Below are 4,435 nucleotides of genomic sequence, written 5' to 3'. Positions count from 1 at the left end.
CTACTCTATAGTATACCATTTAAGCCATATAATTTATATGAAAGGTAGTCATTAACTATATATTTTGTATTTATATTAAACCGTTACAACAATATCGTTATCCTTTGCATCTGCTTTAATTGTTTTACCTGCTATCGCCTCTCCTTTCAAAATAAGATCAGATACAGGGTCCTCAATTAAACGTTGAATAGCACGTTTTAAAGGACGAGCACCCATAGTAAAATCTGAACCTTCTTTAACGAGTAATTTCATAGCCTCAGGCGTAATTTCTAAGTGCAAATCACGTTCTCCAAGACGTTTTGTTACATCACTCATCAAAATAGTCACAATTTTTGTTAAGTCCTCTTCAGTTAACGGATGAAATACAATCATCTCATCAATACGATTCAAAAACTCTGGTCTGAAATGACGTTTTACAGCATCCATAACAGACTTTTTAGCCTCTTTAAAATCAATACTTTTAGCATCTTTAGCATTAGATTCAGCTTTTTTCGGTGCTAAGAAGCCTAGTTCTGTAGAGTTCTTATGTAATGCTTTAGCTCCTAAATTACTAGTCATAATGATAACCGTATTTCTAAAGTCTACGGTTCTACCTTGACTATCTGTAAGTCGGCCATCATCAAGCACTTGTAATAGGATATTAAAGAAATCCGCATGAGCCTTTTCTACTTCATCCAGCAAAATAACGCTATATGGTTTACGACGCACTACATCAGTGAGTTGACCGCCCTCTTCATATCCTACATATCCAGGAGGGGCCCCAACTAGACGAGAAACAGTATGCTTTTCCATATATTCAGACATATCAAGTCGAATCATTGCAGATTCATCGCCGAACAAGGAGGATGCAAGAGCTCTTGCTAATTCAGTTTTACCAACCCCTGTTGGTCCAAGGAATAAGAATGAACCAATAGGACGTTTTGGATCCTTTAATCCAGCCCTTGCACGGCGCACAGCTTTCGCTACAGCTGTAACAGCATCATCTTGACCGATAACGCGTTTATGTAGCTCATCTTCTAAATGAAGCAAGGTTTCAGATTCTTCTTCTGCTATTTTAGCCACCGGAATACCCGTCCACTGAGCTACTACCGCAGCAATATCTTCCTCTGTAACTATTAGTTTTTGATCGCTTTCCTCTTTAGCTACAGCTTTTTTATCGTCAATCTCTTTAACGAGAGCTTGCTCTTCATCACGAAGCTTAGCTGCCTTTTCAAAATCTTGAGATGTAACAGCAGCTTCCTTTTCCTTCTTTACCGTATTGAGTCGGTCTTCTAAAGCCTTAACATCTGGCGCTGCAGAAAAGACTTTCATACGCACCTTAGATGCAGCTTCATCAACCACATCGATAGCCTTATCAGGCAAAAATCGATCTGTAATATATCGACTAGATAAGGTAACAGCAGCTTTTAATGCCTCATCTGTAATTTTAGCCTTATGGAAAGCCTCATAGCGATCTCGTAATCCCATCAAGATTTCAAGAGCATCCTCTTCATTAGGTTCCCCTACTTGAACAGGTTGGAAACGACGCTCTAAGGCAGCATCTTTTTCAATATGCTTTTTATATTCATCAAGTGTTGTAGCACCAATAACTTGGAATTCACCGCGTGCTAAAGCTGGTTTCAAAATATTTGCCGCATCCATTGCACCTTCAGTAGCGCCTGCGCCAACCAATGTATGAATTTCATCAATGAAGATAATCATATCATCATGTTGTTGCACTTCATCGATTGCTTTTTTCAAGCGTTCTTCAAATTCACCACGGTATTTTGCACCAGCTAACATGGAGCTAATACTAAGAGAAATAATGCGTTTGTTACGCAAAATTTCTGGCACATTGCCGTTGACGATACGTTGCGCCAAACCTTCAGCAATAGCGGTTTTACCTACACCAGGTTCACCGATAAGAACTGGATTATTTTTAGTTCTACGGCTAAGAATTTGGATAACACGTTGAATTTCTGTATCACGACCAATGACAGGATCAATTTTACCTTGTTTTGCAGACTCATTTAGGTCCGTAGCGAAATCAGCTAAATCACCTAGGTCACCATTATGACTCGCACCCTCTTGCCCATTATTATCGCCATTTGTATTAGAGCCAAGAATGTGACGAATCGCTTCTACAATATCATCGGTACGAATATTCATAGCCCGTAGAATTCCAACTGCAACGCCGCCACCGTCGCTGAGTAATCCTAAAAGAATATGCTCAGTACTAACGTAATTATGATTCATGCGATTAGCAACTTGAATAGCTAACTCAAGTACATGCTTAACACGAGGCGTCATATATATGGAGGTTGCTTTTTTATTACCGCGTCCAACTTGTTCTTCTACAGCTTCAAAAATATCTTCTGTAACAACACCAAGCTCTGCTAAAGCCTTAGCGGCAACACCACTTTTAACCTTTGTCAGGCCGATGAGTACATGTTCAGTGCCTACATAGTCATGTCCCAACTCCAATGCTGCTTCTTGAGCAAAGGATAGGACACGCTGTGCATCATCTGTGAAACGTTGCATCATACTATCACCTCATCTATCTATGTAAATTGTAATTATTTCTCTTCAAATATATGTAAACAATGGTAGGACATACCATTGGAATAGCTATTAATATGAAAGCTTTTGGCGAATTACCTTCGCCCTATAGCTATCACGTTCGATATCTGTTAGATTATCATTTCCTGCGTACTTTGAAAGAAAATTAGGTCTAGTTATAGCAATTAACTCATTAAATGAATCCTTCCCCCAAGAAGGTAAAATCTCTAAGTCAACGCCTAATTGGATATCGCTAAGCTTTGTTAAGGCCTCTTTACCATTTACACGACGGGCATATTGTAAAACGCCATATGAGCGCCATAATACATCTTCTAAACCTTCTTTATCATTATGTAATAAGGATTGTCGAGATTTTCGCTCTTCTGCAATGATACCTTCTACAATCTTCGTCAATTGCTCTATGGTATCCTCTTCACTGACACCCATTGTACGTTGATTAGAAATTTGGTAAATATTTCCTAACGCTTCGGAGCCTTCTCCATATAGTCCACGTACAGAATAGCCTAATTGAATGATGCTACGTATGAGTCGTGTAATTCGTCCAGATATGGTCAATGCTGGCAAATGTAACATTACAGATGCCCTCAAACCTGTGCCTACATTAGTAGGACAAGCCGTTAAATAACCAAACCGTTCATCAAAAGCATATGGATATTTTGCTTCAATAGCCTTATCTATTTTTTTAGCATGTTCATAAGCTTTCTGTAATCGCAATCCTGAAACCATAGATTGAATCCGCAAATGGTCTTCTTCATTCACCATAATTACAATAGATGCATCGTCAGATACTACTAAATTGCGATATGGCAGTTTTTCTTCCAATGCAGGACTCATTAAATGTTTTTCAACCAATATAGCTCGCTCACGCTCGCTTAATTGCTCAAGATTAATATTGGAGTATTGATGTCCATCTGCTTCTTTTAAAGGTTGAAGCAAACCTCTAGAAATGGTATTTACCTTTTCTAAAGATGACTTATCATTACGATTTGTAAACAATATACCATCAAAATTTCGTGCTAATCGGATTCGACTAGATATGACAATATGATCGGTTGCGTCCGTATCATGTTGTAGCCATGGGCTTAAAGGAGAATCTAATATAGTATCTAACATAATAAGAACCTCCTATTCTTTATCGCCACCAATGATGGCTTCTAATTCTTTTATTTTATCTCTTAAGATAGCTGCATCTTCAAATTTCTCTGCTTGAATTGCCATCTCTAATTGATTACGCAATTGTTTAACTTCATACTTAGCTTTAAACACATTATTACCATGACTAGGAACTGACCCTTCATATTCAGAACTACCTTGCAAACGTTGTAATAACGGTTTTATTTCACTAGCAAAAGTTTCATAGCATGTATCACAACCAAACTTGCCTACCCGATTAAACTCATCATAGGTAATACCACATTGAGGACACCGTTTAGATTGATGAGATTTTAATAAATTATCAGGATAGACCATATTTTTAAAGAAATCATTAGTAAAAAAGCTATCATCCCACATATCATTCATAAAGGAACTATAGGGAGATAATTTTCCCTCTTGTTGTAGTGCTGTAGCACAAGTATTGCACAGATGTTGTTCCGTTTTCTGATTATTTACAATATTTGTCATATGGATAGTAGCTTCATTTTTATGGCAATGATCACATATCACTGATCATCACTCCTTCCGTAGTGTATCCACCATTGTTGCGTATAGCTCACGAATTGCATTATTTCGATGTTCAATATCCGTATTTTCAATCAATGTAGCAAAAGAATTATGCATCAATTGAGCCTCACGACGAGTAATTTTTTCTGCTTGTAGTAATTGAAATAATGATTGGTCTACATCTTTTATATCAATTAAACGATCTACTGTATTT

General features: G+C 37.6%; 3 protein-coding genes and 1 pseudogene. All 4 read right to left on the bottom strand.

Annotated features, from left to right (window positions below):
- Window positions 1-75 precede the first annotated feature (75 nt).
- A complete protein-coding gene (locus QZ334_RS07090) occupies window positions 76-2,523 on the bottom strand; it encodes an ATP-dependent Clp protease ATP-binding subunit (protein WP_295233147.1) in 2,448 nt (815 codons plus the stop codon).
- Between the two features lie 87 nt (window positions 2,524-2,610).
- Window positions 2,611-3,672, bottom strand: a complete 1,062-nt coding sequence (locus QZ334_RS07085; RefSeq protein WP_295233144.1) for a protein arginine kinase — start codon at window positions 3,670-3,672, stop codon at window positions 2,611-2,613.
- Between the two features lie 12 nt (window positions 3,673-3,684).
- On the bottom strand, window positions 3,685-4,182 hold the full coding sequence (locus QZ334_RS07080; protein ID WP_295233141.1) for a UvrB/UvrC motif-containing protein: 498 nt from the start codon (window positions 4,180-4,182) through the stop codon (window positions 3,685-3,687).
- A gap of 48 nt (window positions 4,183-4,230) precedes the next feature.
- Window positions 4,231-4,435: pseudogene (locus QZ334_RS07075) on the bottom strand (CtsR family transcriptional regulator); the annotation flags it as partial.

Origin of the sequence: Veillonella sp. (assembly GCF_019414865.1) — a bacterium.
Classification (GTDB): Bacteria; Bacillota; Negativicutes; order Veillonellales; family Veillonellaceae; genus Veillonella.
This window is presented reverse-complemented; position numbering and strand designations above follow the sequence as displayed.